The organism is Caulobacter sp. GW456-12-1-14-TSB4, assembly GCF_059424195.1.
The window spans coordinates 1-25,681 of sequence record NZ_JBWKZF010000044.1 but is presented as its reverse complement, the minus strand read 5'-3'; the positions used below and the strand labels follow the sequence as shown (position 1 = coordinate 25,681).

Annotated in this window: 30 protein-coding genes; 13 read left to right on the top strand and 17 right to left on the bottom strand. The window is 68.0% G+C overall.

Annotated elements, in window-relative coordinates; translation table 11 throughout:
- Positions 1–136: 136 nt before the first annotated feature.
- Positions 137–1,054 (top strand): hydrogen peroxide-inducible genes activator, encoded by a 918-nt coding sequence (locus tag AC07YH_RS25080; protein WP_494749623.1) that lies wholly within the window; start codon positions 137–139, stop codon positions 1,052–1,054.
- Position 1,055: 1 nt separating this feature from the next.
- Here the strand turns inward: AC07YH_RS25080 and AC07YH_RS25075 are convergent, their stop codons facing one another.
- Genes AC07YH_RS25075 through AC07YH_RS25050 form a run of 6 tightly spaced genes read right to left on the bottom strand, consistent with a single transcriptional unit; the run spans position 1,056 to position 5,135 of the window.
- On the bottom strand, positions 1,056–1,511 hold the full coding sequence (locus AC07YH_RS25075; protein ID WP_494749622.1) for a hypothetical protein: 456 nt from the start codon (positions 1,509–1,511) through the stop codon (positions 1,056–1,058).
- On the bottom strand, positions 1,501–2,271 hold the full coding sequence (locus AC07YH_RS25070; protein WP_494749621.1) for an ABC transporter ATP-binding protein: 771 nt from the start codon (positions 2,269–2,271) through the stop codon (positions 1,501–1,503). The genes AC07YH_RS25075 and AC07YH_RS25070 overlap by 11 nt, the downstream gene beginning before the upstream one ends.
- Positions 2,268–3,080 (bottom strand): MlaE family ABC transporter permease, encoded by an 813-nt coding sequence (locus tag AC07YH_RS25065; RefSeq protein WP_494749620.1) that lies wholly within the window; start codon positions 3,078–3,080, stop codon positions 2,268–2,270. Before AC07YH_RS25065 ends, AC07YH_RS25070 begins: the two co-directional genes overlap by 4 nt.
- A 1-nt stretch (position 3,081) precedes the next feature.
- On the bottom strand, positions 3,082–3,597 hold the full coding sequence (gene mlaD / locus AC07YH_RS25060) for an outer membrane lipid asymmetry maintenance protein MlaD (RefSeq protein ID WP_494749619.1): 516 nt from the start codon (positions 3,595–3,597) through the stop codon (positions 3,082–3,084).
- A 30-nt stretch (positions 3,598–3,627) separates the two neighbouring features.
- Entirely contained in the window at positions 3,628–4,293 is a 666-nt protein-coding gene (locus AC07YH_RS25055) for an MlaC/ttg2D family ABC transporter substrate-binding protein (RefSeq protein WP_494749618.1), read from the bottom strand.
- Complete coding sequence (locus AC07YH_RS25050; RefSeq protein ID WP_494749617.1) at positions 4,290–5,135, bottom strand: MlaA family lipoprotein; 846 nt, start codon at positions 5,133–5,135, stop codon at positions 4,290–4,292. Before AC07YH_RS25050 ends, AC07YH_RS25055 begins: the two co-directional genes overlap by 4 nt.
- A gap of 248 nt (positions 5,136–5,383) precedes the next feature.
- On the opposite strand from AC07YH_RS25050, the gene AC07YH_RS25045 reads away from it, so the two are divergent.
- From AC07YH_RS25045 to AC07YH_RS25035, 3 genes are all read left to right on the top strand, one after another.
- Positions 5,384–5,968: a PadR family transcriptional regulator gene (locus AC07YH_RS25045; protein ID WP_494749616.1), complete on the top strand. Its 585-nt coding sequence runs from the start codon at positions 5,384–5,386 to the stop codon at positions 5,966–5,968.
- Between the two features lie 14 nt (positions 5,969–5,982).
- Positions 5,983–6,318 carry a DUF2218 domain-containing protein gene (locus tag AC07YH_RS25040; RefSeq protein WP_494749615.1) on the top strand — a complete coding sequence of 112 codons (336 nt, stop codon included), beginning with the start codon at positions 5,983–5,985 and terminating at the stop codon, positions 6,316–6,318.
- Positions 6,319–6,419: 101 nt separating this feature from the next.
- Positions 6,420–8,216 carry an ATP-binding protein gene (locus tag AC07YH_RS25035; RefSeq protein ID WP_494749614.1) on the top strand — a complete coding sequence of 599 codons (1,797 nt, stop codon included), beginning with the start codon at positions 6,420–6,422 and terminating at the stop codon, positions 8,214–8,216.
- Between the two features lie 17 nt (positions 8,217–8,233).
- Here AC07YH_RS25035 and AC07YH_RS25030 read toward each other — a convergent pair whose 3' ends face one another.
- The 5 genes from AC07YH_RS25030 to AC07YH_RS25010 all read right to left on the bottom strand — a co-directional run bounded on the left by AC07YH_RS25030 (position 8,234) and on the right by AC07YH_RS25010 (position 15,115).
- The gene (locus AC07YH_RS25030) at positions 8,234–9,319 is read right to left on the bottom strand and encodes a GNAT family N-acetyltransferase (protein ID WP_494749613.1); all 1,086 of its coding nucleotides are present in this window, start codon (positions 9,317–9,319) and stop codon (positions 8,234–8,236) included.
- Between the two features lie 99 nt (positions 9,320–9,418).
- Positions 9,419–11,527 carry a prolyl oligopeptidase family serine peptidase gene (locus tag AC07YH_RS25025; RefSeq protein ID WP_494749612.1) on the bottom strand — a complete coding sequence of 703 codons (2,109 nt, stop codon included), beginning with the start codon at positions 11,525–11,527 and terminating at the stop codon, positions 9,419–9,421.
- 42 nt (positions 11,528–11,569) lie between these two features.
- Positions 11,570–13,711: a prolyl oligopeptidase family serine peptidase gene (locus AC07YH_RS25020; RefSeq protein ID WP_494749611.1), complete on the bottom strand. Its 2,142-nt coding sequence runs from the start codon at positions 13,709–13,711 to the stop codon at positions 11,570–11,572.
- Positions 13,712–13,764: 53 nt separating this feature from the next.
- Positions 13,765–14,541, bottom strand: coding sequence for a potassium channel family protein (locus AC07YH_RS25015; protein ID WP_494749610.1), 777 nt, complete (start codon positions 14,539–14,541; stop codon positions 13,765–13,767).
- Positions 14,534–15,115 carry a hypothetical protein gene (locus AC07YH_RS25010; protein WP_494749609.1) on the bottom strand — a complete coding sequence of 194 codons (582 nt, stop codon included), beginning with the start codon at positions 15,113–15,115 and terminating at the stop codon, positions 14,534–14,536. Before AC07YH_RS25010 ends, AC07YH_RS25015 begins: the two co-directional genes overlap by 8 nt.
- Positions 15,116–15,175: 60 nt before the next feature.
- Here AC07YH_RS25010 and dapF point away from each other — a divergent pair, with 60 nt between their 5' ends.
- The 5 genes from dapF to AC07YH_RS24985 all read left to right on the top strand — a co-directional run bounded on the left by dapF (position 15,176) and on the right by AC07YH_RS24985 (position 19,584).
- Positions 15,176–16,024 (top strand): diaminopimelate epimerase, encoded by an 849-nt coding sequence (dapF, locus tag AC07YH_RS25005; RefSeq protein ID WP_494749608.1) that lies wholly within the window; start codon positions 15,176–15,178, stop codon positions 16,022–16,024.
- The gene (locus AC07YH_RS25000; protein ID WP_494749607.1) at positions 15,943–16,842 is read left to right on the top strand and encodes an SDR family NAD(P)-dependent oxidoreductase; all 900 of its coding nucleotides are present in this window, start codon (positions 15,943–15,945) and stop codon (positions 16,840–16,842) included. Before dapF ends, AC07YH_RS25000 begins: the two co-directional genes overlap by 82 nt.
- On the top strand, positions 16,839–18,170 hold the full coding sequence (mtaB, locus tag AC07YH_RS24995; protein WP_494749606.1) for a tRNA (N(6)-L-threonylcarbamoyladenosine(37)-C(2))-methylthiotransferase MtaB: 1,332 nt from the start codon (positions 16,839–16,841) through the stop codon (positions 18,168–18,170). The genes AC07YH_RS25000 and mtaB overlap by 4 nt, the downstream gene beginning before the upstream one ends.
- Positions 18,171–18,247: 77 nt before the next feature.
- The gene (locus AC07YH_RS24990; RefSeq protein WP_494749605.1) at positions 18,248–19,156 is read left to right on the top strand and encodes an endonuclease/exonuclease/phosphatase family protein; all 909 of its coding nucleotides are present in this window, start codon (positions 18,248–18,250) and stop codon (positions 19,154–19,156) included.
- Positions 19,153–19,584 carry a GFA family protein gene (locus tag AC07YH_RS24985; RefSeq protein ID WP_494749604.1) on the top strand — a complete coding sequence of 144 codons (432 nt, stop codon included), beginning with the start codon at positions 19,153–19,155 and terminating at the stop codon, positions 19,582–19,584. The genes AC07YH_RS24990 and AC07YH_RS24985 overlap by 4 nt, the downstream gene beginning before the upstream one ends.
- A 145-nt stretch (positions 19,585–19,729) precedes the next feature.
- Here AC07YH_RS24985 and AC07YH_RS24980 read toward each other — a convergent pair whose 3' ends face one another.
- Positions 19,730–20,365 (bottom strand): trimeric intracellular cation channel family protein, encoded by a 636-nt coding sequence (locus AC07YH_RS24980; RefSeq protein ID WP_494749603.1) that lies wholly within the window; start codon positions 20,363–20,365, stop codon positions 19,730–19,732.
- A gap of 91 nt (positions 20,366–20,456) precedes the next feature.
- Between AC07YH_RS24980 and ftsY the strand changes: the two genes are divergently transcribed.
- The 3 genes from ftsY to AC07YH_RS24965 all read left to right on the top strand — a co-directional run bounded on the left by ftsY (position 20,457) and on the right by AC07YH_RS24965 (position 22,680).
- A complete protein-coding gene (ftsY, locus tag AC07YH_RS24975; RefSeq protein WP_494749602.1) occupies positions 20,457–21,398 on the top strand; it encodes a signal recognition particle-docking protein FtsY in 942 nt (313 codons plus the stop codon).
- A 3-nt stretch (positions 21,399–21,401) separates the two neighbouring features.
- The gene (locus tag AC07YH_RS24970) at positions 21,402–22,013 is read left to right on the top strand and encodes an inner membrane-spanning protein YciB (RefSeq protein WP_494749601.1); all 612 of its coding nucleotides are present in this window, start codon (positions 21,402–21,404) and stop codon (positions 22,011–22,013) included.
- A 106-nt stretch (positions 22,014–22,119) separates the two neighbouring features.
- On the top strand, positions 22,120–22,680 hold the full coding sequence (locus tag AC07YH_RS24965) for a MarR family winged helix-turn-helix transcriptional regulator (protein WP_494619924.1): 561 nt from the start codon (positions 22,120–22,122) through the stop codon (positions 22,678–22,680).
- A gap of 190 nt (positions 22,681–22,870) precedes the next feature.
- On the opposite strand, the gene AC07YH_RS24960 is transcribed toward AC07YH_RS24965, so the two are convergent.
- Positions 22,871–23,146, bottom strand: a complete 276-nt coding sequence (locus AC07YH_RS24960; protein ID WP_494749600.1) for a hypothetical protein — start codon at positions 23,144–23,146, stop codon at positions 22,871–22,873.
- A 118-nt stretch (positions 23,147–23,264) separates the two neighbouring features.
- Here AC07YH_RS24960 and AC07YH_RS24955 point away from each other — a divergent pair, with 118 nt between their 5' ends.
- Complete coding sequence (locus AC07YH_RS24955) at positions 23,265–23,648, top strand: hypothetical protein (protein ID WP_494749599.1); 384 nt, start codon at positions 23,265–23,267, stop codon at positions 23,646–23,648.
- Here AC07YH_RS24955 and AC07YH_RS24950 read toward each other — a convergent pair whose 3' ends face one another.
- The 4 genes from AC07YH_RS24950 to AC07YH_RS24935 form a co-directional block, all read right to left on the bottom strand.
- On the bottom strand, positions 23,649–24,161 hold the full coding sequence (locus AC07YH_RS24950; protein ID WP_494749598.1) for a DsbE family thiol:disulfide interchange protein: 513 nt from the start codon (positions 24,159–24,161) through the stop codon (positions 23,649–23,651).
- On the bottom strand, positions 24,158–24,322 hold the full coding sequence (ccmD, locus tag AC07YH_RS24945) for a heme exporter protein CcmD (RefSeq protein WP_494749597.1): 165 nt from the start codon (positions 24,320–24,322) through the stop codon (positions 24,158–24,160). The genes AC07YH_RS24950 and ccmD overlap by 4 nt, the downstream gene beginning before the upstream one ends.
- Complete coding sequence (gene ccmC / locus AC07YH_RS24940) at positions 24,319–25,062, bottom strand: heme ABC transporter permease CcmC (RefSeq protein WP_494749596.1); 744 nt, start codon at positions 25,060–25,062, stop codon at positions 24,319–24,321. The genes ccmD and ccmC overlap by 4 nt, the downstream gene beginning before the upstream one ends.
- Positions 25,063–25,169: 107 nt before the next feature.
- Positions 25,170–25,681, bottom strand: a 512-nt coding sequence (locus tag AC07YH_RS24935; protein ID WP_494749595.1) for a Spy/CpxP family protein refolding chaperone, incomplete at its 5' end; no start/stop codon positions are given.

The following is a 25,681-nucleotide window of genomic DNA, read 5'->3' as shown; positions in this document are numbered from 1 at the left end:
GACGGGGTGGGGCGTCCGGCGGCGGAGGGGGAGGAGCGCCGGAACTTTTCCCGTGAGAAAGGGAGTACGCCTGGGCCGATCAGATAGCCAATCGATAGTTTTTGGCTTTCCGATAGATGCGCCCTATATTGCGGCCATGCTTCTCCCGACCCTTCGCCAGCTGCAGTACCTCAAGCTCCTGTCGGAGCACGGCTCGTTCAGCCGGGCGGCCGAGAGCGCCTATGTCACCCAGCCCACCCTGTCGGCCGGCATCCAGGAACTGGAGAAGATCCTGGGCGCGCCGGTGGTCGATCGGGCGCGCTCGGGCGTGATCCTGACCGCCGCCGGCCAGGAGGCGGTGCGGCGGGCCGAGGACATTCTGGCGCGCGCCGAGGATCTAGTGCAGGCCGCGCGTGGGGCCGGCCAGCCGCTGGCCGGACGCTTCCGCCTGGGCGTGATCCCGACCGTGGCCCCGTACCTGCTGCCGCGCGCCCTGCCCGTGCTGCGCGACCGTTTCCCCAAGCTGAAGCTGTTCTTGCGCGAGGACCTGACCAACCGCCTGATCACGGCGCTGAAGGCCGGCGCCCTGGACGCGGCCCTGATCGCCCTGCCCTACGACATGTCCGGCCTGGACTGGGCCCATGTCGAGGACGACGAGCTGCTGGCCGCGGCGCCGGCCAACCATCCGATGGCCGCCTCGACCCGCGTCGATCCCGACAGCCTGCGGGGCGATGACCTGATCCTGCTGGAAGACGGCCATTGCCTGCGCGATCACGCCTTGGCCGCCTGCGGATTGGAACCGCCCAAGAAGGGGGAATGGGGCGCCGTCGGCGACGACGAGACCTTCGCGGCCACCTCACTGCCGACCCTGGTGCAGATGATCGGCTCAGGCCTCGGCGTCTCGTTCCTGCCGGCCATGGCGGTGCATGCGGGCCTGGCCGACAAGACCGCCCTGACGATCCGTCCGCTGGCGACGGAGCATCCCAGCCGCGAGATCGTCGTGGCCTGGCGCGCGGGGTCGAGCCGGGGCGTGGAAGGCCGTCTGTTGGCCGAGACCCTGCGGGAAGCGCCCTAGTCTAGCGCGGCGCCAGCTTGATGCGGGCGGCCTGCTCGACCTTGTCGAGGCCCTTCAGCGTGTCGTCCGTGCTTTCCAGCGTGGCGTTGAAGGCGCGCAGGTCGTGGGTGTCGATCTTGCGGACCGCCTTTTCACGCGACCATTCCAGGCCGATCAGCTGACCCAGGCGGCAGGCCTTGGGCAGGATGGCCACGCGTTCGGACGGGCCGCCCTTGACCAGCAGCTTGCCGACGATGTCGTTCCAGTTCGGCGAGCCGGGCACGCAGAACGCCAGGTGATCGCAGGTTCCGGTCCAGAACCGCTGGTACCAGCGCGCGTGCTCGGAGGAGTCGTAGCGATTGGGCGAAACCCCGACCAGGCCCACGCAATCGGGGCGCACATAGGATTGAGCCTGCGCGCCGCCCGCCAGCAGCAGACCCGCCGCCAGCACGACGGCGCGCAAGGCCTTAGACCGCATGCGAGATCGGACCGTCGGCGCGTCCTTCGACGAACTGGCGGACATAAGGGTTGTCGGTCGTGCGCAGCTCGGCGGCCGGTCCGCGCCAGATGATCTTGCCCCCGTGCAGCATGGCGATCTCGTCGCCGATGGTCTGGGCCGAGGCCAGGTCGTGGGTGATCGAGATGGCGGTCGAGCCGAGGCGACGCACCTGGTTGGAGATCAGCTCGTTGATCGCCGCGGCCGTGATCGGATCCAGGCCGGTGGTCGGCTCGTCGAAGAACAGGATCTCGGGCTGGGCGACGACGGCGCGGGCCAGGCCGGCGCGCTTCTGCATGCCGCCCGACAGCTCGGACGGGAAACGGTCGGCGACGTCCGGGGCCAGGCGCACCTGCTCCAGGGCCTCGATCGCGCGTTCCCTGGCTTCCTTGCGAGGAATCCCGTCGGCGTTGATCAGGCGGAAGGCGACGTTCTCCCAGATGGTCAGGCTGTCGAACAGGGCCGCGCCCTGGAACAGCACGCCCACGCGGGAGAACAGCTTGCGGCGCGCGCCTTCGGACAGGTTGACGGTGTTCTGGCCGTCCAGCTCGATCTTGCCGGCGTCCGGACGCATCAGGCCCAGCGCGGTCTTGATCGTCACCGACTTGCCCTGGCCCGAGCCGCCGATGATCACCAGCGACCGGCCGGGCGAGACCGACAGGTCCAGGCCGTCCAGGACCGGGCGGCCCTCGAAGCGCTTGCTGACGCCCTTCCAGGCGAGTTTCGGGATCGCGTCGGTCATTGGGCGGCGTGGGTGAAGAGCGTGGTCAGGAGGTAGTCCGAGGCGAAGATCAGGATGGCCGAGGAGACCACCGCGTGGGTGGTGGCCCGGCCGACGCCGCGCGCCCCGCCCTTGGCGTTGTAGCCGTGGTAGCAGCCCATCAGCGCGACGATGAAGCCGAACACGGCGGCCTTGACCAGGCCCGAGCCGATGTCCCAGCCCTGCAGGAAGTCCAGCGTGTTGCGGATATAGACGGCGGAGCTGAAGTCCAGCACCCGCGTGGCGACTAGCCAGCCGCCGGCGATGCCGATCGTATCGGCCACGGCGGCCAGCAGCGGCATCATCAGGACGCCGGCCAGCAGGCGCGGACCGACCAGATAGCGGAACGGGTCGGTCGACAGGGTGCGCATGGCGTCGATCTGTTCGGTCGCGCGCATGGCCCCGATCTCGGCGGCGATGGCGGCCGAGACCCGGCCGGCCAGCATCAGCGAGGCCAGCACGGGGCCAAGCTCCCGGGTGATCCCCAGGGCCACGATCTGCGGCATCACCTGCTCGGCGTTGAAGCGGCCGCCGCCGGTGAAGATGTTCAGGGCCAGGGCCGCGCCGGTAAAGATGGCGGTCAGGCCCACGACCGGCAGCGAGAAGAAGCCGATGGCCACGAACTGGCGCATCAGCTGGCCGAAGAACCAGGGCGGGGTCAGGGCGGCGGTGACGCCGCGCACGGCGAAGACGCCGACCGAGCCGACCATGCGCACGGCGGCCAGGGTCGAACGACCCAGGACACGGACGGGATTGGTGGCGACCTTCCGGGCCGCCTCGGCCGCGGTCACGCTAGTAGCTCTCGGCCGGTTGCGTCGCCGGCGCCGGCGCGGCCGGGGTCGCCGCCGCGTCCGAACCGCCGCTTTGCGGACGGATCACCGAGCCGATCAGGCCAAACAGGTCGACCGCGCCTTGGGTGTTCTCGATCTGGCCGCCCGGCTTGATGTCGTCCATGGCCGCGCCCGGGGCGATCGACACGTGGGCGCCGCCCAGGATGCCATCGCTGGTGATCTTGGCGGTTGAGTCGCTAGGCAGCTTGACGGTCGGGTCGATGGACAGCTTGGCCACGGCCAGGAAGGTCTTCGGCTCCAGCGTGATCTCCGAGACCGTGCCGACCTTGACGCCGGCGACGCTCACCGCCGCGCCCGGCGCCAGCGAACCGGCCTCGCCGAACTTGGCGCTGATCTCATAGTCGCCGCGCTTCATGTGCACGCCGCCCACGCTCAGCGAATAGGTCAGGAACCCCGCCGCCAGGGCGAGGACGACGACGCCCATGGCCGTCTCGGCCCATTGTTCGCGCAATGCCAAATCCCCTTACATCTAGTCCCGGCCGCGCGGTTAGCGCTTGCCGCCAGAAGGAGCCGAGCCGCCCTTCTGGAGTTGATTGATCAGCACGTCGATGTTGCCGCCGGCGTTATCGATGGTCGACACGAAGTCCTGCTGCTGGGTGATGGCCAGCCAGATGCCCTTGAACTGGATGTCCACGACCTTCCAGGTCTGGCCGCCGCCGAGCACGCGCCACGAGACGGCCAGGGGCTGGGTGATCTGACCGCCCGAGATCACGCTGTTGACGACCACGTCGCCCGGCTTGCGGACGACCGAGCCGGTCACCTTCAGCTGCTCGCCGCGATAGTCGTCGATGCGGCTCTGATAGACGTTCTCGGCATAGGTGCGGAAGATCGGCGTGAAGCGGGCGCGCTGGTCCGGCGTGATGGTGCGGGCGTACTTGCCCAGCACGAAGTTGGTCACGCGCGGCACGTCGGCCAGTTCGTCCACCGCCTGGTGGAAGACCTGCTTCTTCTGGGCTTCCGACATCTTCTTGTCGGCCAGCACGGTGATCACGCGCTGGGCCTTGGTCTGGACGAAGGCCTCGGCGCCGGCGTCGCGCGCGCCGCTCTGGGCGAAGGCGGGCGCGGCGAGGGCGGCGGCCCCGAAGAAAGCCAAAAGCGCGGCGTTGGCGCCGCGCCGGGTGTGGGTCGTGTTGGTCATGGTCTTACCGGTCATGGTTTGGGCGCCGCGGGCGGAACTTCCGGAGGCGGCGCGTCGAAGTCGGGGAGAACCTCGGCCTTGCCCGACGCTTCGCGTACGGACGCTTCGCGATACTGGGTATAGGCCGAACGGGTGGTGACGTAGGGGTCCGAAGCGTCCTTCAGAGCCTGGAAGGCCGGATCGGTCTGGGCGCGCAGATCGACGATGGTGACGCCCGTGCGGGCCTTGCCGAAGTCGGTGCTCAGCCCGCCGACATAGAACGAGACGGGGTCGGTGAAGATGTCCAGGGCGCGGCCGACGCCGTCGCGGACGTTCAGCGGGCCCATCAGCGGCACATAGACATAGGCGCCGGGCTTGGCGCCCCAGACACCGAAGGTCTGGCCGAAGTCGGAGTCGCGGCGCGGCAGGTGCATCTTGGAGGCCACGTCGAACAGGCCCAGCACGCCGACGGTCGAATTGACGATGAAGCGGGTGGTCGAGCGCGCGGCGCCCTTGGGCTTGCCCTGCAGCACCATGTTCATGACGGTGTTGGGCTCGCCGAGATTATATACGGCGTTGCTGACCCGGTTGCGGACCACGCGGGGCGTGACGGCCATGTAGCCGTGGGCGACCGGAGCCAGGATCGCGCGATCCAGGCCCATGCCGAACTTGAACGAGCCTCGGTTGAAGCCTTCCCAGGGATCGTTGGCGGTCTCGACGGCGGCGCTGGTCCCGACCGGTTGGCTCGCCGCGGCCTGGTCCTGAGCAAGAGCGGGCGCGAACGTCGCCAGGCTGGCGGCCACGGCAAGCCCCGCGGCGGCGACGTGCCTGCCGGTCGCCACGTGGCGCGGGCTGTTATGCGGGTGGCTCAAGCTCATGCTCCTGCTTCTACACGCGGCATGTATTCATGACGCAATCCGTATCAAGTCCGATTACGTTGTATTTCGGTCACGTTCGGGGGGCCTTGCTTCAAATCGCCCTCACTTGAACGGGCCCGCTCCAAAACGGAGCCTGATGCCGCGCATTACGATCCGACACAATCAGATATATCGAAAATAGCTCTTGACGATCCACCGATCCGATATATCTATCATTTCGATATAACGGAATAGGATCTAAAACACACATGTTTGGACGACATCATCACCACCGCGGCCACTGGCGCGGTCACGCCGACGAACATCACGGCCGTCACCCCTTCGGTTTCCACGGCGGTCACGGTCATCACGGCGGCCCGCGCGGTCGCGGCGGCCGGATGGGCCGGTTCTTCGATCACGGCGACCTGCGCTTCGTGGTCCTGAAGCTGATCGCCGAGAAGCCCAGCCACGGTTACGAGCTGATCAAGGCCATCGAGACGGCGGCCGGCGGCGCCTATACGCCCAGCCCGGGCGTGGTCTATCCGACCCTGACCCTGCTGGAAGAGCTGGGTTACGTCACCGCCAGCGACGCCGGCGGCGGCAAGAAGCTCTATACGATCACCCCCGAGGGCGAGGCCTTCCTGGCCAGCAACGAAGCCCCCGTCCGCTCGCTGTTCGAGCGCATGGCCGAGGCCGCCCAGGCCAGCGCCGCCTTCTCGCCGCAGATCCTGCGCGCCCGCGAGAACGTCAAGACCGCCTTGCGCCTGAAGCTCCACGGTCAACTGACACCCGAGCAGATCGCGGCGGTGGCCAAGGTCCTGGACGACGCCGCCACGGCGATCGAAGCCATCTAGGGGAGGAGAGCGCCATGGAAAGCCACGCCCGCGTCGCCACCGACAAGGCGGCCCGCTACATGACCCAGCTGGCCAAGCACTGGAGCCACAAGTTCGAGGTCACCTATGACGAGACCTCGGCCGTCTTCCCGCTGCCGGCCGGGACCTGCCGGATGACGGCCCACCCGGACGGTCTCGACATCACCGTCGAGGCCGCCGACCTAGAGGGCCTGGCCCGCCTGGAAGACGTGGTGGCCAAGCATCTGGACCGCTTCGCCTTCCGCGAGGGCGAGTTGCAATACGGCTGGACCCGCGCCTGGCCGGCCGGCGGCATCGATCCGCGCGCCATGCGGATCAACGCGGTCCACTGAAGACCTGAGAACCCGTCTTGGGTCGGAGGGTTGGAAACGTTTCTGCCCCTAGGACGTTGCTGCTGAGGTTTCTTCCAGACGCGACGCCCGGGGGGGCAGTGATGACCATCGATTCTGTCGGGATCCTCGATGCTCCAAGGAGCGCTTCGGAGGCCGACCTCACCGACCTTGATCTGCTGCACAGCATCAGCGTCGCGCTGATCGGCGAGCAGGACCGCACGGAGCTGTACGGCAAGATCGTCGATGCGGCGGTGTCGATCACACGCTCGCAATTCGGCACAATGCAGCTGCTCAGCCCGAAGGACGACCCGTCGGGCCATGGCGGCGAACTGCAGCTCCTGTGCCATCGCGGCCTGCCGCCCGAGGCCGTCGGATTCTGGCAGTGGGTCAGCCCCATGGCCTACAGCAGCTGCACCCAGGCGCTGAAGTTTGGCCAGCGGGCGATCATCCCCGACTTTGAGGCCTGGGACGAGATCGCCGGGACCGAGGACCTGATGGCATTCCGCCGCACGGGCATTCGGTCCGCCCAGACGACCCCGCTACTGTCGCGCGACGGCCAGCTTCTGGGCATGATCTCGACCCACTGGAGTTCTCCACATCAGCCCTCCGAACGCGACCTGCGGATGCTGGACATCCTGGCGCGGCAGGCGGCCGATCTGCTGGAGCGGACCATCTCGGAAGAGCAGCAGCGTCAAACCGCTCTCAAGCTGCGCGAGCTCAATGAGACACTCGAGACGCGGGTCCAGGAGCGGACGAACGCCCTGCTCGCGGCCGAGAGCCAGGTCCGTCAGATGCAGAAGCTGGAGGCGATCGGCCAGCTGACGGGCGGGGTGGCCCACGACTTCAACAACCTGCTGACCGTCATCCGCTCGTCGGCCGAGCTGCTGCGCCGACCGTCCTTGTCTGACGAGAAGCGTGTCCGCTATCTGGACGCCATCTCGGACACGGCCGACCGCGCCGCCAAGCTCACCGCCCAGCTCCTGGCCTTCGCCCGCCGCCAGACGCTGAAGCCGGTCACCTTCGATGTCGGCGAGCGCATCGCCGGTGTCGCGGACATGCTGAGGACGGTCATTGGCTCGCGTGTGCGCCTGATCCTCGAAGAATCCGCTTCGCCCTGTTTCGTGGAAGCCGACGCCAGCCAGTTCGAGACCGCCCTGGTCAACATGGTGGTCAATGCGCGGGATGCGATGGAGGGCGAGGGCGAGCTTACGGTCCGCGCCTTCGAGGCGCTGTCCCTGCCGCCGCTGCGAGGCCATGGCGGCCACGAAGGCCCGTTCATCGCGGTTTCCGTCACCGACACCGGTAGCGGTATGTCGCCCGAGGTCCTGAGTCAGATCTTCGAACCGTTCTTCACGACCAAGGACGTGGGCAAGGGCACGGGCCTGGGTCTCTCGCAGGTCTTCGGCTTCGCCAAACAGTCGGGCGGTGATGTCGAGGTGGTCAGCGAGATCGACCAGGGCGCGACCTTCACCCTCTACCTGCCGCGCGTCGATGCGCCGGCCAAGGCCGACATCCAGGTGAGCGGGGACACCTCCAGCGACACGCCCGGCGCGATTCTCATCGTCGAGGACAATGCCGAGGTCGGCGAGTTCGCCCGCCAGCTGCTGGACGATCTGGGCTTCAAGACCAGTCTCGCGGCCAACGCCCAGCGCGCCCTGGCCATCCTTGAGGAGCGGGCTGGCGATTTCGACTTCGTCTTCTCTGACGTCGTCATGCCGGGGATCAGCGGCCTTGAGCTGGGTCGCCGGATCAAAGGCCGTTGGCCCAAGCTCCCGGTCGTTCTCACCAGTGGCTACAGTCAGGTCCTGGCGGATGACACACACCACGGCTTCGCGGTGCTTCAGAAACCCTATTCGGTCGGGGAGCTGGGTCGCATCCTGCGCGCGGCCCGCGCCTGAGGCCCCACGCCTGAGGCCTAGTGCAGCCCGCGCAGCAGGTCCATGCGCCGCATGGCCTTGCCGGGGATCTCGGAAATCCGGCCCAACGGCAGGGACTCGGCGACGCTGCGCATGCCGTAGGCGGCGTGGCGGACCAGGGTCGGCAGCGACGGCGAGCCCAGGAAGCCGAACACCACGGTCTGGCGAGCGTTGGAAAGCTCGCGCTTGAAGCGATAGTCGCCGGTGCCCAGGTCCAGGCGCGAATAGGCCGTGCCGTCCATGCTCTTCAGGATGTCCTGGAACAGCAGCATGCCGGGCGAATAGCGGTCCAGCTCGGGATTGTGGGCGATCAGCCAACCGTGGATCGTGTGCTCGCCGCGCAGGTGCAGGTGCACGGCGGCCAGCTGGTCTCCCAGGTGCAGGGTGTAGAGCCCGCCGCCGAACTCCGGCGCGTGGTTCTGGAAGAGCCCCTCGACCAGGGTGTTGACCCATGGCGTCTTGAAGAGATCGGTCTGGCCGGTGGCCAGCAGCTGGGCCCGCTTCCAGACGATCAGCTGGTCGAAGTCGGCGCGGCTGTCGGACATGGCGGTGAAACGCGAGGGGCCGACCTCGCGCTCGGCCTTGCGGCGCTTCTTGTCGATGTCCTTGAGCACGCCGACATTGGCGGCCTTGCGCTCGGCGGCATAGGCCTCGTAGCCGTCGGGAACCTCGATGATCCACGAGTCCGCCTGGCCGCGACCGTGGCGGGCCAGGGTCTCGTCGTCGGCCAGCATGTGGCAGAAGTCGATGCGCGAGGCGTGCAGGGCGGTCAGCAGCTCGCGCGGATTGACCGCGACGCCGGGCGCCGAGACCAGGGCCTGGTAGTCGCACATCGGCGCGCCGGCCGGCATGGCCACGCCCTGGCGGATGCGGGCGGGCAAGAAGGCCAGGGCCTCGCCCTCGGCGCCGCGCAGGATGGCGACCTTGATGGCCTGACCCTTGTCACCCCGGGCGCGGGCGACCGACTGAGCCCAGTGCGGCGACAGGAACGGCGAGTCCAGCCGCGCCTGACCACGCTGCAGCTCCATCCACCGCGCGATGTCGGCGGGGGAGAGGTCCAGGGCATTGACGATTTGGATAGGCACGGGGGCGGTTCCGACAGGTTTGTCGGCGGGCATCCTGACAGCGATAACTTGCGTTTGGGTTGACGACACGGCGTTCTGCGAAAACGCCGCGCCGCCTGCTCAGTCCATCAGCTTCTTGCTGAGATAGACATATTCCAGCGCCTGGCGGCGGGCGGTCTCGGCCAGGTTGGCGCTGGCCGCGTGGCCGCCGTCGATGTTCTCGTAATAGAGCACCGGATAGCCCAGCTCCTCCAGCCGCGCCGCCGCCTTGCGAGCGTGGGCCGGGTGGACGCGGTCGTCCTTGGTCGAGGTTTCGATGAACACCTCGGGATATTTCCGGCCGGCCTTGAGGTTGGAATAGGGGTCGTACTTGGCGATCACGGCCCGCTCGGACGGGATGGCCGGGTCGCCATATTCGCCCACCCACGAGGCGCCGGCCCCGATCTGGCTGTAGCGGATCATGTCGAACAACGGCACCTGCACGACGATGGCGTTGTAGAGCTCGGGCCGCTGGGTCAGGGCCACGCCCATCAGCAGGCCGCCGTTGCTGCCGCCCATGATGCCGAGATGACGCGGCGAGGTGATCTTGCGGGTGATCAGGTCCTGCGAGACGGCGAAGAAGTCGTCATAGACCTTCTGACGGTTGGCCTTCAGGCCGGCCTCGTGCCAGGCCGGGCCGAACTCGCCGCCGCCGCGGATGTTGGCCACGACGTACGTGCCGCCGCGCTCCAGCCACAGCTTGCCCATCACGCCCGAATAGCCGGGGGTCATCGGCACCTGGAAGCCGCCATAGGCGTAGAGCAGGGTAGGGGCCTGGCCGTCGTACTTGATGCTCTTGGGCCGCACGACGAAGTACGGGATCTTCGTGCCGTCGGTGCTTGTGGCCTCGAACTGCTCGACCACGTGGGTCGAGGCGTCGAACCGGGCCGGCGAGGCCTTGATCTGCTCCAGCTTCAGCGAGCCGGCGTCGGCCAGCCAATAGGTGCTGGGGGCCAGGTAGCCGGTGACGGTGACGAACAGGCGCTCGTCCTTTTCGGCCGTCGAGCCCAGGCCGATGGCGCTGTTGGCCGGCAGGTCCAGGGTCTGGGACGTCCAGCCCTTGGGGCCATGGGTCAACACGCGCGCCGCGCCCTTGACGTTGTCCAGCAGGCCCACGACCAGCTTGGTGCGGGTGGTGGTGACCTGCTCGACCGACTGCTTGGCGGTCGGGCGCAGCACCAGGGTCGCCACGGCCGTCTCCGGCGAGGCCTTCAGCTTGGCCAGGTCGTAGCTGATCAGGTCGCCGGTCTTGAAGCCCTTCCAGTCCTGCTCCATCAGCACGACCATCTGGCCGGCGACATAGCCCTGGATCGAGGCCTTCAGCGGCAAATCGAGCTTCACCGGCTTGGGACCGTCGATCAGGTAGGTCTCGGTCTCGAAGAAGGTCACGCCCCGGCTGGCCAGGGCCGCCACGACCTTGCCGTCGCTGTCGCGCAGCACGAACGGGCTGACCGAGACGTCGGTCTCCGTGCCCCGATAGACCTCGACCGCCTGGTCCAGGGTCTGGCCGCGCTTCAGGGTCTTCAGGACGTAGGCGTAGCCGGACTTGGTCAGCTCGCCTTGTGTCCACTCGCGGGCGACCAGCAGGGTGTCCTGGTCCAGCCAGGTGTAGTTCTGCTTGCCCTCGGGCAGCACGAAGCCGCCGGCGACGAAGCTCTTCGTGCTCGTGTCGAACTCGCGGACCGTGACGGCGTCCTTGCCGCCGTCCGACAGGGTGATCAGGCAGCGCGTGTCCTGCGGCGGCAAGCACGACGCGCCCTTGAACACCCAGTTGGCGCCCTCGGTCTTGGAGAGGGCGTCGACGTCCAGGATCGTCTCCCAGGCCGGATCGGCCGTGCGGTAGCTTTCCAGCGTCGTCTTGCGCCACAGGCCGCGCACGTGGTCGGCGTCCTGCCAGAAGTTGCGCAAGCTGCCGTCGCCAGCGAACGAGACGCCCGGCACGCGGTCCTTGGCGTTCAGGATCGCCAGGGCCTTGGCCTCCAGGTCCGCGTAGCGCGCATCGCCCTGCAGCACCGGCAGGGTCTTGCCATTCTGGGCCTTGGCCCAGTCCATGGCGCGCGTCCCCTCGATCTCCTCCATCCAGAGATAGGGATCGTCCTTGCCCAGCTCGGACAAGGGCGTGCGGACTTCCTCGGCCTTGGGGGCCACGAGCTTGTCGGCTTCGGCGGCGGTCGCGGGATCGATGGTCATCAGGCTCGTGGACGCAAAAAGAACGGTCAGCAGCCTACGCACTTAGTGATCCATGAGCTGACGCGACAGGTAGGTGTAGTGCAGCGCCCAGCGACGGGCGTTGTTCTTGGGGTCCGCGCCGTTGGCGTGGCCGCCGTCGGTGTTCTCGAAATAGAGATGGTCGACCTTCAGATCGTCCATCTTGGCGGCGAACTTGCGGGCGTGGCCCGGATGGACGCGGTCGTCCTTGGTCGAGGTGGTGATGTAGGCCAGCGGGTATTTCACGCCAGCCTTCAGGTTCTGATAGGGGCTGTACTTCTCGATCCAGGCGCGTTCGGCCGGGATGGCCGGGTCGCCATATTCGCCGATCCACGAGGCGCCGGCCGGCAGGTAGGTGTAGCGGATCATGTCCAGCAGCGGGCTTTCGACCACCACCGCGTTCCACAGGTCCGGACGCTCGGTCAAAGCGACGCCCATCAGCAGGCCGCCGTTCGAGCGGCCATAGGCGCCCAGGTGGCGCGGCGTCGTGGCCTTGTCGGCGATCAGCTTCTCGGCGACCGAGAAGTAGTCGTCATAGGCGCGCTGGCGGTTGGCCTTGAGCGCCGCCTCGTGCCAGGCCGGACCGAACTCGCCGCCGCCGCGGATGTTGGCCACGACGAAGGCGCCGCCGCGTTCCAGCCACAGCTTGCCGATCAGCGGGTCGTAGACCGGCAGCTTCGACAGGTTGAAGCCGCCATAGGCGTGCAGCAGGGTCGGGTTCTGGCCGTCCAGCTTCCAGCCCTTCTTGTGGACCACGAAATAGGGGATCGCCGTGCCGTCCTTCGAGGTCGCCGACTTCTGCTCGACCACCAGGTCCTTGGTCTCGAACTGGGCGGGCAGGGCCTTGACGGTCTGGGCGGTGGTCCCGGTGGCGTCGGCCAGCTTCAGCTCGGTCGGCGTGAGGAAGCCCTCGTTGGTGTAGAAGACCTCGTCGCCCTCGTCCGAATGCGAGACCAGGGCCACCGAGCCGTTGTCGATCACCGGCAGGGCCTGCGACTTCACGCCGAACTCGCCGCGCATCTGCAGGCTGACCAGGCTGCCCCGGACATTGTCATAGACCACGGCCACCACGCGGTGGTCGGTCACGGTCACCTGGTCGATCGACTGGCGCGGACCGGGAACCAGCAGCTGGCAGGGATCGCAGTCGTTGCTGACGACGATGTCGGAGCCAACGCGGCCTGCCAGCTTGTTGCGCGAGATGGCGATCAGCGAGCCGGCCGGGAAGGTGACGTCGCGCGTCCCCACCGTGGTGGTGTAGGGCTCCTCGATCTTCAGGACGAGCTTGCCGTCGATCAGGCCGCGCACCCCGACCTTCTGCGGGATCGGCAGCAGGCGGGCCACGCCGTTGTCCCACAGATAGGTCTCGTCGTGGAAGAAGTCGGTGGCGCGGGTCAGCAGCACCACCGTGTTGCCGGCCGCGTCGCGCAGCACGTTCGGCCGGGCCGAGACGTCGGACGCCTGGCCGCGATAGACCTCGACCGCCTGGTCCAGGGCCTGGCCGCGCTTCAGGGTCTTGATCACGAAGCCGTAGCCGCTCTTGGTGGTCGTGCCCTCACCCCAGTTGCGGGTCAGGATCAGGGTGTCGGGGTCCAGCCACTCGATCGACTGCTTGCTCTCGGGCAGCACGAACCCGCCGGCGGCGGGATCGACGAAAGCCTTGGCAGCCAGGTCGAACTCGCGGACCGTCACGGCGTCCTTGCCGCCGTTCGACAGGTTCACCAGGCAGCGGTCGTGGGTCTTGGGACGGCAGTCGGCGCCCTTCCAGATCCAGTTCTTGCCCTCGGCCTTGGCCAGGGCGTCGATGTCGAGGACCGTTTCCCACTGGGGATTGGCGGTCTTGTAGGACTCCAGGCTCGTGCGCCGCCAGACGCCGCGCACGTGGGTCTCGTCCTGCCAGAAGTTGAAGACGTCCTTGCCGATGAAGTTCGGCATGGCGATCCGGTCCTTGCTGGACAGGATTTTCAGCGCCTGGTCCTGCAAACCCGCGAACCGCTTGTCGCCCGACAGGACCGGCAGGGTCTTGTCGTTTTGGGTCTTCACCCAGGCCAGCGAGTCGGGGCTTTCGACCGCCTCCAGCGCCAGGTGGGGATCGGCCTCCTGCGCGTAAGCTGCGGTGGAGAGCATGGCGGCCAGGGCCGCGGCGGAACAGGTGCGGAGCAGGGTCATGGCGTAGACGGTATCCGAAAATTTCCCCCGCGCCAGAGCTTGGCCGGGAAAGATCAGACCCCGTCGTCGGGAATGTTCAGCAGGACACCGCACGCCTTGCAGTGGACGGCGTCTGGATCATGCCGGCGCAGGCCGCAGTCGTGGCACTGGTAGATCACCTTGTGCGGCCGCAGGATCGACTGGATCAGGCCGATGAACAGCGACACCCCGCCCAGCATCACCGCCATCGACAAGAGCTTGCCCCACACGCCGGGCAGAGTGACGTCGCCATAGCCGGTGGTGGTCAGGCTGGTGACGGTGAAGTAGAGCGCGTCGACATAGCCGGCGATGCCCTCGTGCCGTCCGGCGAAGCTCGTATAGACAAAGCCCGTGACCACGAAGACGAAGGTCGCCAGCGAGCTGGCCGCGCGGGTGATGTCCTCGACCCGCGTGTCGTCATAGCGCCGCCCGACCGTGCGCCAGAAGAACTCACTGTGGATCAGGGTCCACAGGCGCAGCACCCGCAGGAAGCCGAAATTGAACAGCCAGGCGGGGAAGAGAAGCGTGGCCAGCACGAACAGATCCAGCCAGGTGATCGGCTTCTTCAGCCATGACCTGACGTCGCCGTGCGCGATGGCGCGGGCGGCGAGATCGGCGGCCAGGAACGCCGCTACGCCATAGTCCAGCAGATAGAAGGTCAGGCCATGCCGCTGCATCAGCGGTGCGGCGATGAAGAAGGCGATCAAGGCCAGATCGATCAGGATGATCCCATAGCGGAACCGCACCGCCGCCGGCGAGGCGCCGTGATAGAGCGCTCGCAGCCGGGCGCGGACGCGAAACTCTTCAGCCATTGTCTGAGACCAGCCGCAGCGGGGCAGCCTCGACCGGCGCGGGCGGTGGGCCGCCGACCAAGGTTAGAGCCGTCTCGTAGGCGCCGCCGAAGTCGATGCGGGTCACCTCGTCCAGCCGCTGGGCCTTGGGCTGGGCGTCCCAGGCCGCGTCGGGGCCGATGCCGCGCATCCAGACGACGCCGCCCTCCAGGCTGACTACCGCGCCGATGTGGACCTGCGCCTCGCTGTAGACCGTGACGACCGGGAAGAGGTGGCCGGCGGTGGTCAGGATGTCGTCGATGCTGTTCAGGGCGATGGCCGGGGTCTCGGGCTGTGGTTGCCCCAGCTTCTCGAGCGCGGCCTCGACGAAGTCGGGATAGGGCGCGGCTTGCAGGTTCTTGACGTCGTCCAGCCGATAGCAGCCGAAACCGTTGAAGCGCAGATGGTCGCTGACCTCGCACAGCATCAGGAAATCGGGGCCGATCCCGACGACATAGCCTCGCACCCAGCCGTCCTCGAACCGCCGGTGGAAGCGCGTCAGCCGGCGATCCCGCATGGCGCTGGCCAGTTGCTCGCGAATGTCAGTCGCCGTCATCTTTGCTGCGTCGTCCCGCTGCGGTGCAATTGCCGCCGCTTTCCACTATATAGCCCGGCCATGAGCCGCACCTTCCTGAAGATGAACGGGCTGGGCAACGACTTCGTCGTCATCGAGACCCAGACCCAGACCTTTGATCCGACGCCTGAGGAGATCCGTGCGATCGCCAAACGCGGGGACGGTGGTGTCGGCTGCGACCAGGTCATCGCCATCGATCCGCCCAAGGCGGCGGGCGCGGCGGCCTATGTGCGCTTCTGGAATTCGGACGGCGACGAAATCGGCGCCTGCGGCAACGGCACGCGCTGCGTGGCCTGGCTGCTGATGCAGTCCTCGGGCAAGGACGCCGTGGCCTTCGACACCGAAGGCGGCCGCCTGTCGGGCGTGATGGCCGGCGACAAGCTGGTGACCGTCGACATGGGCCAACCGGGCCTGGACTGGACCCAGATTCCTCTGTCGGAAGAGATGAACACCGAGCGCGTGGAGCTGCAGGTCGGTCCGATCGACGCGCCGCTGGTCCACACGCCGGTCTGCGTTTCGATGGGCAATCCGCACGTGGTGTTCTTCGTCGACGCCCCGGTCAGCGACGCCTTCGCCACCGGGACCGGCTCGCTGGTCGAGCATCACCCGCTGTTCCCCGAGGGCGTCAATGTCGGCTTCGCGCACATCGCGGCGCGGGACCACATTAAACTGAAGGTCTGGGAACGCGGCGCGGGCCTCACCCTCGCCTGCGGCACCGGCGCCTGCGCGGCTCAGGTCGCCGCCGTGCGTCGCGGCCTGACCGACCGCAAGGCCAAGGTCGAGTTCGAGAGCGGCTCGCTGGTCATCGAATGGCGCGAGAGCGACGGCCACGTGATCATGACCGGCCCGGTCAGCATGGACTTCGCCGGCAAGCTTCCGGTGGCCGCATGACCCACGCCGCCATCGCTTCCGGCAAGACCGCCGTCATCACCGGCGCGGCCGACGGCATCGGCTTGGCCGCCGCCAAGGCGTTCCGGGCCCTGGGCCTCAACGTCGTCATGGCCGACATCACCGGCCGCAAGCTGAAGCAGGAAGCCGAGGCCATCGGCGCCCTGGCCGTGCCGACCGACGTCGCCGATCGCGCGGCCGTCGAGGCTTTGAAGGCCGCCGCGCTCGAGGCCTACGGCTCCGTCGACATCCTGATGAACAACGCCGGGGTCGGCGGCGGTGGCGACGCGTTTGCTGGCGACGACGCCTGGAAGCGCATCCTCGACGTCAATCTTTGGGGCGTGATCAACGGCGTCCAGGTGTTCGGCGAGCACATGGCCGCCTCGGGCCAGCCGGGCCTGATCATCAACACCGGCTCCAAGCAGGGCATCACCCAGCCGCCGGGCGACACGGCCTACAACGTCTCCAAGTCGGCGGTGAAGTCGCTGACCGAAGGCTTGGCCCACACCCTGCGGGAGACGGAAGACTGCCAGGTCAGCGCCCACCTGCTGATCCCCGGCTACACTTTTACCGGCATGACCAAGCGCGGTCCGGGCGAGAAGCCCGCCGCCGCCTGGACCGCCGAGCAGGTGGTCGAGTTCATGCTGGAGAGCATCGCTCGCGGCGACTTCTACATCCTGTGCCCGGACAACGACGTGCCGCGCGCGACCGACGAGAAGCGCATGGCCTGGGCCATCGGCGACATCATCGAGAACCGCCCGGCCCTGTCGCGCTGGCACAAGGACTGGAAGGACGCCTTCGCGGCGTTCATGGCGAAGTGAGCACCTACACCGTCATCAAGGCGACGCCGAAGCCCAAGCCCGAAGTGGGCGAAGAGGGCGGTCCGGCCACGACCATGTCGGGCCCGGACGGCGTTGATGTCGTCACCTTCGGCTGCCGCCTGAACGCCTATGAGAGCGAGGCCATGCGGGCCCGCGCCGCCGCTGATGGTCTCTCCGACGCGGTGGTGTTCAACACCTGCGCCGTGACCAACGAGGCCGTGCGCCAGGCTCGCCAGGCGATCCGCAAGGCCCGCCGCGAGCGACCGGGCGCGCGGATCATCGTCACCGGCTGCGCCGCCCAGGTCGATCCGGCCGCCTTCGCCGCCATGCCCGAGGTCGACCTCGTGCTGGGCAACGCCGAAAAGGCCGCGCCGGGCGCGCTGACCGACACCTCGACCCGCGTGCGGGTCAACGACATCATGTCGATCAAGGAGACCGCCGGTCACCTGATCGATGGCCTGAAGGACCGCGCCCGGGCCTATGTCGAGGTCCAGAACGGCTGCGACCACCGCTGCACCTTCTGCATCATCCCCTATGGCCGGGGGAACTCGCGCTCGGCCCCGGCCGGCGAGGTCGTCGAGCAGGTCCGCAAGCTGGCCGCCGAAGGCTATCGCGAGGTCGTGCTGACCGGCGTCGACGTCACCTCGTGGGGGACCGACCTGCCGGGCACGCCGACCCTGGGTCAGCTGGTCGGTCGAATCCTTCGTATGGTTCCAGACCTGCCCCGCCTGCGGCTATCGTCGATCGACGCGGCAGAGATCGATCCCGATCTCTTCAAGCTGCTGGAGACCGAAACCCGCCTGATGCCCTACCTGCATCTATCGCTCCAGGCCGGCGACAACATGATCCTCAAGCGCATGAAGCGCCGCCACAGCCGCGAGGACGCGCTGAAGCTGGTCGCCGAGGTGCGCCGCGTGCGTCCCGACACCGCCTTCGGCGCCGACCTGATCGCCGGTTTCCCGACCGAGACCGAAGAAGCGTTCCAGAACACGCTGGACCTGGTCGAGGAGGCGCAGCTAGCCTTCCTGCACGTCTTCCCCTACAGCGCCCGCCCCGGCACGCCCGCCGCGCGGATGCCGCCGGTGAAGGGGCCGCTGATCAAGGAGCGCGCCAAGCGCCTGCGCGAGGCCGGCCAACGCGGCCTGGAACGTCACCTGCAGCGACAGGTCGGCCGCACCCTGCCGGGCCTGGTCGAACGTGACGGCGTCGCCCGCGCAGACGACTTCACCGAGATCCGCTTCACGGGCGAGGCGCCGCTGGGCGAGATCGTAGCCTTCACAATCACCGGCCATGATGGCTCCCGCGTCATAGCGGAGCGTGCAAACTGATCCGGTCAGCCTGGGCTCTCGCGGCTCTAGCCTTGCTCACGGCCGCGCCGGCGCGCGCCGATGAGACCCAATCCGTCGTGGGCAAACCCGTCAGCCTCAGCGTCATGACCTACAATGTCGAGGGGCTGCCCTCGCTGGTCCGCAAGGGGCGAGGCAAGGCGCTGAAGCAGATCGGCGCCGAGCTGGCCGACATGCGGGCCAAGGACAAGGAGCCGGACGTCGTCCTGATCCAGGAAGGCTTCCGCGACGAGATCTGGGACCTGATCGACCAGGCCGGCTATCCGTACGTCGCCCGGGGCCCGCGCAAGGGCCAGCGCGACGAGAACTATCTGAAGGACGAGAAGACCGACTACCGGCGCGTGAAGTATCGCCGCCAGGGCGAGGGCTGGGGCAAGTGGGGCTCCAGCGGTCTGTGGGTGCTGTCCAACCATCCGATCGACTGGGTCAAGTCGCACGCCTATCGCTACTGCGCGGGCCTGGACTGCCTGGCCAACAAGGGCGTGATGCTGGTCTCGATCCAGGTTCAGGGCCTGCCGACCTCGGTCGAGATCGCCGACACCCATATGAATTCGCACGGCGCCTCGAAGGTGCCGCGCAAGCGCTACAACGAGGCGCACTTCCTGCAGACCCAGGAGCTGGGGCGGTTCCTGCAAGCCAGCCGCACGCCCGGCGCGCCGCTGATCGTCGGCGGTGACTTCAATGTCCGCCGCTCGCCCGACCGCTTCGACAAGATGATGAGCGACTATCCGTTCATGGTCGTCAGCCGCTGGTGCCACGAGAACCCGGGCAAGTGCGACACCCAGATCTCGTACACGGGCGAGGCTCCGTGGCTGAACACCCAGGACCTGATCGGCTTCCTCAACGGCGACGCGGTCGAGGTCCTGCCCAAGGCCGTCGAGGCCACCTTCGACGGCGCCGAGGAGCCCCGGCTTTCGGACCACGATGGCTACAAGGTGACCTTCAAGCTGAATCCGAAGGCGCCATGAGCCTGAGCGGCGGCTGCCAGTGCGGCGCGGTGCGGTTCAGGATGGATGGCCAGCCCGGCCGCGCGTCGATCTGCTGGTGCCGCATGTGCCAGAAGGCCTTCGCGGGTCCGTTTGGGGCGCTGGTGACGGTGGCCTTCGCCGACCTGACCTGGACGCGCGGCGAGCGCTCGATCTTCCAGAGCTCGGACAGCATCAAGCGCGGCTTCTGCGCGGCGTGTGGAACGCCGCTGACGTTCGAATACAGCGCCGAGAAGATCGACCTGGCGGTGTTCGCCTTCGACGACCCGTCGGCGGTGGAGCCGGTGGTTCAGCTGGCGACGGAGAGTCGGCCGGTGTGGACGGAGCACCTCGCCGACATGCCGGTTCGACCGCCGATGGGGCCGACCGGAGCGGTGGTCAGCCGGCAGCATCCGGATCGGGATACCTGAAACTCAGCACAGGCCCCCACCTGACCTGCTGCCGCAGGTCTGTCCGCCCCCAAGCGGGGCGGAGAGGGACGCATGCACTGCCCCGCAGGGGGAGTCTCTCCTCCCCTTTTAGGGGAGGGGGACCGCCGAACGGCGGTGGAGGGGCCTACTCCGTCTCGTCCCCGGCAAACCCCGGCAAACTCCACCCGAACTTGATCGCGCACGCCCGCAGCCCGAACGCCGCGCTAAACCCCGCGATGCCCGCCGGCCAGAACGGCGCGCCCAGAAGCTGCAGCACCGCGAACACCCCCGCGCCCAGCAACGCCGCGGTGATGTAGATCTCCCGCCGCAGCAGCAGGTTCGGCTCCTCGGCCAGCACGTCGCGGATCACGCCGCCGAAGGCGGTGGTCAGCACGCCCATGACCACGGCGCTGAACGGGTGGACGCCCAGGCTGAGCGCCTTGGCGGTGCCGACGACGGCGTAGGCGGCCATGCCCAGGGCGTCGAGCCACAGCAGCGCCCGGAACCGCCAGCCGCGCTCGCCCAGCAGCCAGACCACCGTGGCCGCCGCCAGGCAGGCGATGATGTAGCCCGGCCGCTGCACCCAGAAGACCGGCGCTCCGATCAGCAGGTCGCGCAGGGTGCCGCCGCCCACGCCGGTGATGGCGGCGAAGAATCCGAAGGTGATGATGTCATGCTTGCGGCGAGCGGCCGCGAGGGCGCCCGTTGCCCCGAAAACGGCGACGGCGGCATAGTCGAGCCAGAAAAGGGCCGTCCCCAGCGGGTCAAGCTGCAAGTCCATGCCCCTTCTAAGCATGCGTCGCGGGCCCGCGCTAACCTTGCGCCGTTAAATCCCGATTTACACTTTCGCCCGTTCCACTAAAGGGGCGCGGATGAGCGATAAGCCCGAGCAGAAAAAAGGCTGGTTCCAGCGCCTGACGTCCGGCCTGACCCGGTCCTCCCAGGCGATGACCGAGCAGGTCACCGGGGTCTTCACCAAGAAGCCCCTGGACCAGGAACAGCTGGACGCGCTGGAGGAGATGCTGATCGAGGCCGACCTCGGTCCGCAGATCGCCGCCCGCATCACCGAAGCGTTCGGCAAGGCGCGCTTCGGCAAGTCGTCGACCGACGACGAGGTCAAGGAAGCCCTGGCCGACCTGATCGCCGCCGAGCTGGGCGACCGCCAGGGCAGCTTCGATCCGTTGGCCGGACCGCGCCCCTATGTGGTGCTGTTCATCGGCGTCAACGGCTCGGGCAAGACCACGACCCTGGGCAAGATCGCCGCCGACCTGACCGAGAAGGGCGCCCGCGTCCTGATCGCCGCCGGCGACACCTTCCGCGCCGCCGCCGTCGAGCAGCTGAAGGTCTGGGCCGACCGGGCCGGGGCCGACTTCATGTCCAAGCCCACCGGCTCCGACGCCGCCGCCCTGGCCTACGAGGCCGTCGAGCGCGCCAAGGCCGAGCATTATGACGTGGTGCTGATCGACACCGCCGGCCGCCTGCAGAACAAGCAGGGCCTGATGGACGAGCTGCTCAAGGTCATCCGTGTGGTGAAGAAGGTCGATCCCGACTACCCGCACGAGACCCTGCTGGTGCTGGACGCCACGGTTGGCCGCAACGCCCTGGCCCAGGAGAAGATCTTCGGCAACCAGGTCGGCGTATCCGGGATTGTCATGACCAAGCTGGACGGCACCGCGCGCGGCGGGGTGCTGGTGCCGGTGGCGCGCGCTTCGGACAGCCCGATCAAGCTGATCGGCGTCGGCGAGGGCGTGGAAGACCTGCAACCGTTCGACGCCCGCGCCTTCTCGCGCTCCCTCGTCGGCCTGAAGGACTGATCCGTGAGCGAAGCGCCGGCTGAGGCCAAGAAGAAGAACAACGGCTGGGTCCGGACGGTCGTCGACTACGGCGCGGCCATCGCCTTCGGCGTCGCCTATTTCGCCACCAAGGACTTCCAGAAGGCCACCTGGGTTCTGGTCGCCGCCTCGGCCCTGGCCCTGGTCATCGGCTACGCCGTCGAGCGCCGCGTGGCCCTGTTGCCGCTGTTTTTCGGCGGCATGGCGCTGATCTTCGGCACGCTGGGCCTGATCTTCCACTCCGACGTCTTCGTGAAGATCAAGGTCACGGTGATCAACCTGGCCCTGGCCGCCTTCCTGTTCGGCGGCGTCTTCACCGGCCGTCAGCCGCTGAAGCTGCTGATGGGCGAGGCCCTGCACCTGTCGGACGCTGCCTGGCGCACCCTGACCCTGCGCTATGGCGGCTATTTCGGCGTGGTGGCGCTGATGAACGAGATCGTCCGCAACACCCAGGACACCGACACCTGGGTGAAGTTCCGTCTCGGTCTGCTGCCGCTGGCTCTGGTGTTCGTCGCCACCCAGGTGCCCTTCATGATGAAGCACATGGCCAAGGACGACGAGCCGTCGGCCGTCGAACCCCCGGACGCCGGCTTCTAAGGACAGGTATCCACCGTCCACGGACCGTTGTCGTCAAATCGACGTGTATTGATGCTACCGTTCATCCGTCGGCCGAGCGACGGCCGTGCGAAACGGGGGCGCGAGCATGGCCAAGAGCAAGGGTGAGAAGACGGTCGGGGGCCTCCTGGAGCGCTCGCCCAGCCACCTGCTTCACCGGGTCCTGCAACTGGCGCTCGACATCTATGCCGAAGAGTGCGGCGAGGCGGGGGTGACCCAGCGTCAGTTCGCCGTGCTGGCCGCCGTGGCCGAGAACGAGGGCGTCACCCAGACGGCCCTGGTCCGCGCCACCGGCATCGACCGCTCGACCCTGGCCGACATGGTCGCCCGCATGATCACCAAGGGCCACCTGGAGCGCCAGCGCTCCAGCGAGGACGCCCGCGCCAACAGCGTCCGCCTGACCGACGCCGGCCGCGAGGCGCTGGAAACCATCCGCCCGATGGTCGGCATGGCCGACGCCCGCATCCTGGCCCTGCTGAAGCCGGGCAAGCGCGAGGGCTTCCTCGACCTGCTGTCCGACATGGCCGGCGCCGAGCTGCACCCGGCCGAGCCGGAAGCCAAGGCCAAGAAGCCCAAGGCTCCGAAGGCTGAAAAGCCGAAGAAGGACAAGAAGCCCAAGAAGGACAAGGCCGCGAAGAAGGCGGCCTAGGCTCCTTCTCCGCTTTCCCACCATTGCCTTCCTCGCCCTTGTGGCGAGGATCCATGGGTGGGCTAGGTCCAGGGTTTCAGAAGGGGCGCCGCCAAGGTTGGCGCGCTCCTGGCGTATCAGCATGCAGCGGAACGCTGGGTCCTGGGCACAAGGCCTAGCAAGGCGGGATGTGCGGGGTTGAACCCGAACTTCAGACGATAATATTCAGCAGCGAGCCCGGGCGCAGGATTTTCTGCGGCTGGGCGTCCGGCTGCACGAACGGCTTCTGCGGGGCCTGGCGCTGCTGGGGCTGAGCCATGGTCTGCATCTGCACCGTCGACGGCGCGACGGCCGGACGGGTCGGGGCCGCGTCGCCCAGAGCTGACTGGAAGAACGCCGCGCGCGTCGAAGCGGCCTGACCCGTGGCGGGGGTCTGGGCGGGCTGCGACGGGACGGACGGCCAACCGGCGGGACGAACGTTGCTCATGACGCGGACTGTAACATGGTTAACGGAAGTTCGGCGAGTATGGTCAACGCGGAGTTAACAGGATAGGTCCGCGACCAGTGAGCGCACCCTTTCGCGCGACTTGGCCGCTGGAGGCCCCGTGAGCCGCTACAAGATCGTCTTCCTGATCGTGCTGATCGCGGTCGGCCTGTTCATCGCCTCGGTCGTGGGCTCGATGTTCGCGACCAAGCAGAAGCTGGCCAATGGCTACGAACTGTCGGTGGGCGGCAAGGGCGAGGTCTGGATCCGCTCGCCGGATCGCCGGACCCAGGTGACGGACGTGACGGCGGTGTGGATGTCGCCCGAGCGCATGCTGGTCGAGCGCCGCGTCACCGACGAAAAGCCGCCGTCCAAGGATCGTGACTGCGACTACCTGGTCGCCGAGGGGCGCGGGGCGCTGCATCCGATCTCGACGGTGGACGCTCAGGCGCTGGCCAAGACCCTGGAGCCGCGGACGGGCTCGGCCCGCGCCTGCATCCGCTAGTTAGCGGGCCTTTTTCAACAGGTCTTCGGCCGCGTCCGGGGTCAGCGGGCCGGTGTGCTTGGCGATGATCATGCCGTCCGAGCCGACCAGATAGGTCTCCGGCACGCCGGTGACGCCGAACTCCAGCCCCGCGCGGCCGTCGCGATCGACCAGGCGCGCGGCGAACGGGTCGCCCAGGCGGGTCAGGAAGGCCTGGGTGTTGGCCGGGGCGTCCTTGTAGGCGACGCCGACCACCTTCACGCCCTGGGCCTTCAGCGCCATCAGCTGCGGGTGTTCGACCTCGCAGGGGGCGCACCACGAGGCGAAGAAGTTGACCAGGATCGGACCTTCGGCGCTGCCCCTGATCGGAACCGGGCGACCGCTGTCCAGCGCGGGCAGGGCCAGGGCCGGCATCGGCTTGCCGACCATGGCGTGCGGCTGGACGTGCGGGTCGCGCTTGAGGGCGTAGCCGGCGAACAGCGCCGCCAGGGCGATCAGGACGACCAGCGGGGTGAAGGCCAGCCAGCGCTTCACGTGTTCTCGTCCAGCTCGGCCTGCAGGCGCTGCGTCTCGCGCTTCCAGCGGCGGGCGGTCAGCAGGCTGTCGCCGATCATCCAGGCGAAGGCCAGGGCGGAGATGGCGAAGGCGGGCCACAGATAGATGGCGTACTTGCCGGCGTCGAAGTCGAAGCTCATCGCGCGCCCTCCGCCAGTTTCATGGCCAGGCTGCGGGCCTTGCGCCGCCAGACCAGGGCGCGGATGCGGACCAGCCACAGGGCGCCGAAACCGCCCAGATAGGCCAGGCCCATCAGCACGGCCGGCCAGGCATAGATGGCTGGCAGGCCATCGCCGTTCTTGGCCATGAAGGTCGAGGAGCCCTGGTGCAGGGTGTTCCACCATTCGACCGAGAACTTGACGATCGGCAGGTTGATCAGGCCGACCAGGGCCAGGATCGCGGCGGCGCGGGCGGCCTTCTGTTCGTCTTCCAGCGCGCCGCGCAGCGCGATGTAGCCGAGATAGAACAGCAGCAGCACCAGCACCGAGGTCAGGCGGGCGTCCCACACCCACCAGGTGCCCCAGGCGGGCTTGCCCCACAGCGAGCCGGTGATCAGGGCCAGGGCCGTATAGGCCGCGCCGATCGGGGCGCAGGCCTGGGCGGCCAGGTCGGCCAGAGCCTGGCGGAAGACCAGCGACAAGAAGCTGGCGACCCCCAGGCAGACATAGATGAAGATGGAGAGGGACGCTGCCGGGATGTGGATGAACATCATCCGCACGCCGTCGCCGTGCAGCGCGTCCTCGGGGACCAGGAAGGTCATGACCAGGCCAGCGATGGCGGCGATCGCTGACAGCGCGCCGAGCCACGGCGCGGCCCACCGCGAGAAGGCCATGAACCGCTCGGGATTGGTCAGGAAGTCGAACGTGTGGCGCGCGTCCATGTTCGCTGCTTAGAGGCGCGAGCCCGTACGGGCAATGGTCGTATGTCTACTGAAGCGGAGAAGACGCGGCGGTTGCAGGCCCGCCGCGCCTTCGTGCTCGGTCGGGGTCAGCCGACCTTGCGCTCGATGACCACCTTGCGCTGGCCGTCCTTGAAGACCGCCGGAGCGCCGCCGGTCTCGAAGCGGCGGACGAAGACGTGCTGGTCGCCCTCGCCTTCGCCCATGCCCAGGATGTCGAAGGTCTTCTGCTGGGCCGGGGTCAGGGCGGTGTAGAAGGCGCGGGTGGCCTCGGCGCGCTTCTTCATGGCGTCGGCCATCTTGGTCATGCGGTCCAGGCGCTCCAGCGTGGTCGGCGGGTCGCGCTCGACACGCTCCATCCTGTCGCCGTCCTTCTTGTCGCTCTTCACGACTTCGCGCTTCTCGATGACGACCTTCGGCGTGGTGGCCTCGACATAGGCCTTCAGGGCGCCGTCCTGGTCGCCGCGCAGCTGCAGGATGTCATGCAGGCGCTGGGCGCGCTTTTCCGGATCAGCGTGACGGCCGCCGTGCATGACCATCATGTCGGGGCCCATCGCCATCATCATGTCCATCGGGGGCAGCGGCGGGAGCGGGGCTTCCG

Excerpts from the sequence above, each read along its gene's own strand:
- AC07YH_RS25080 (WP_494749623.1), top strand. The coding sequence starts at position 137 with ATGCTTCTCCCGACCCTTCGCCAGCTGCAGTACCTCAAGCTCCTGTCG.
- AC07YH_RS25075 (WP_494749622.1), bottom strand. The coding sequence starts at position 1,511 with ATGCGGTCTAAGGCCTTGCGCGCCGTCGTGCTGGCGGCGGGTCTGCTG.
- AC07YH_RS25070 (WP_494749621.1), bottom strand. The coding sequence starts at position 2,271 with ATGACCGACGCGATCCCGAAACTCGCCTGGAAGGGCGTCAGCAAGCGC.
- AC07YH_RS25055 (WP_494749618.1), bottom strand. The coding sequence starts at position 4,293 with ATGACCGGTAAGACCATGACCAACACGACCCACACCCGGCGCGGCGCC.
- AC07YH_RS25050 (WP_494749617.1), bottom strand. The coding sequence starts at position 5,135 with ATGAGCTTGAGCCACCCGCATAACAGCCCGCGCCACGTGGCGACCGGC.
- AC07YH_RS25045 (WP_494749616.1), top strand. The coding sequence starts at position 5,384 with ATGTTTGGACGACATCATCACCACCGCGGCCACTGGCGCGGTCACGCC.
- AC07YH_RS25040 (WP_494749615.1), top strand. The coding sequence starts at position 5,983 with ATGGAAAGCCACGCCCGCGTCGCCACCGACAAGGCGGCCCGCTACATG.
- AC07YH_RS25035 (WP_494749614.1), top strand. The coding sequence starts at position 6,420 with ATGACCATCGATTCTGTCGGGATCCTCGATGCTCCAAGGAGCGCTTCG.
- AC07YH_RS25025 (WP_494749612.1), bottom strand. The coding sequence starts at position 11,527 with ATGACCATCGATCCCGCGACCGCCGCCGAAGCCGACAAGCTCGTGGCC.
- AC07YH_RS25020 (WP_494749611.1), bottom strand. The coding sequence starts at position 13,711 with ATGACCCTGCTCCGCACCTGTTCCGCCGCGGCCCTGGCCGCCATGCTC.
- AC07YH_RS25015 (WP_494749610.1), bottom strand. The coding sequence starts at position 14,541 with ATGGCTGAAGAGTTTCGCGTCCGCGCCCGGCTGCGAGCGCTCTATCAC.
- AC07YH_RS25010 (WP_494749609.1), bottom strand. The coding sequence starts at position 15,115 with ATGACGGCGACTGACATTCGCGAGCAACTGGCCAGCGCCATGCGGGAT.
- dapF (WP_494749608.1), top strand. The coding sequence starts at position 15,176 with ATGAGCCGCACCTTCCTGAAGATGAACGGGCTGGGCAACGACTTCGTC.
- AC07YH_RS25000 (WP_494749607.1), top strand. The coding sequence starts at position 15,943 with ATGGCGCGAGAGCGACGGCCACGTGATCATGACCGGCCCGGTCAGCAT.
- AC07YH_RS24985 (WP_494749604.1), top strand. The coding sequence starts at position 19,153 with ATGAGCCTGAGCGGCGGCTGCCAGTGCGGCGCGGTGCGGTTCAGGATG.
- AC07YH_RS24980 (WP_494749603.1), bottom strand. The coding sequence starts at position 20,365 with ATGGACTTGCAGCTTGACCCGCTGGGGACGGCCCTTTTCTGGCTCGAC.
- ftsY (WP_494749602.1), top strand. The coding sequence starts at position 20,457 with ATGAGCGATAAGCCCGAGCAGAAAAAAGGCTGGTTCCAGCGCCTGACG.
- AC07YH_RS24965 (WP_494619924.1), top strand. The coding sequence starts at position 22,120 with ATGGCCAAGAGCAAGGGTGAGAAGACGGTCGGGGGCCTCCTGGAGCGC.
- AC07YH_RS24960 (WP_494749600.1), bottom strand. The coding sequence starts at position 23,146 with ATGAGCAACGTTCGTCCCGCCGGTTGGCCGTCCGTCCCGTCGCAGCCC.
- ccmD (WP_494749597.1), bottom strand. The coding sequence starts at position 24,322 with ATGAGCTTCGACTTCGACGCCGGCAAGTACGCCATCTATCTGTGGCCC.
- ccmC (WP_494749596.1), bottom strand. The coding sequence starts at position 25,062 with ATGGACGCGCGCCACACGTTCGACTTCCTGACCAATCCCGAGCGGTTC.